This is a genomic window from Ectothiorhodospira shaposhnikovii (assembly GCF_016584105.1).
Taxonomy (GTDB): domain Bacteria; phylum Pseudomonadota; class Gammaproteobacteria; order Ectothiorhodospirales; family Ectothiorhodospiraceae; genus Ectothiorhodospira; species Ectothiorhodospira shaposhnikovii.
The window spans coordinates 1-273 of sequence record NZ_NRSM01000146.1 but is presented as its reverse complement, the minus strand read 5'-3'; the positions used below and the strand labels follow the sequence as shown (position 1 = coordinate 273).

Below are 273 nucleotides of genomic sequence, written 5' to 3'. Positions count from 1 at the left end.
GAGGTGGGCCGCGCATTACGCACGAACACATCGGCTTCTTCCCGCGCACTGCGCCCGGACTGGGCCGTGGCGTCCTTGAGCATCTGTTCCAGGCCGTCGGTAAAGGTCGGCCCCGGCAAAATCGCATTCACCGTCACCCCGGTGCCTGCCAGGCGCTTGGCCAGGCCGTGGGAGACCGCCAGGTTGGCGCTTTTGGTCACGCCGTAGTTGATCATGTCGGCCGGCGTCGCCACCCCGGATTCCGACGACACAAAGATCACCCGCCCCCAGCCC

At 67.0% G+C, this 273-nt stretch carries 1 protein-coding gene; it reads right to left on the bottom strand.

Features of this window, described 5'->3' with window-relative positions; all coding sequences use genetic code 11:
• Window positions 1-273 (bottom strand): SDR family oxidoreductase (locus CKO35_RS17775; protein WP_200177426.1); only part of this gene is annotated, 273 nt, incomplete at both ends.